Raw genomic sequence first — 223 nt, 5'->3', positions numbered from 1 at the left:
ACCCGCTGACGGGGTTGAAGTTGGCCAGATGATCCTGCGAGATAGAGCGCCCACGCAACTGCAGGGCGCTGACATTGAACGTGCCGCCCTTCAGGCCGATCAGCTTTTCCAGATCCACTGTCAGGGTGGGCATGGTCACCCCATCATAGGCGGGGCCGGTGCCCGATCCACTGGCGCCATCAGCCCCCGAGGCCGTGCCCCCCGTGGCGTTGCCCCACAGCTC

Annotated in this window: 1 protein-coding gene; it reads right to left on the bottom strand. The window is 65.9% G+C overall.

The annotated features are described in order from the left end of the window. Positions 1–223 (bottom strand): carbohydrate porin (locus ACP7IZ_RS13910; protein ID WP_426849764.1); only part of this gene is annotated, 223 nt, incomplete at both ends.

This window comes from Acetobacter sp. AAB5 (assembly GCF_050106715.1).
Taxonomy (GTDB): domain Bacteria; phylum Pseudomonadota; class Alphaproteobacteria; order Acetobacterales; family Acetobacteraceae; genus Acetobacter; species Acetobacter oryzifermentans.
This window is presented reverse-complemented; position numbering and strand designations above follow the sequence as displayed.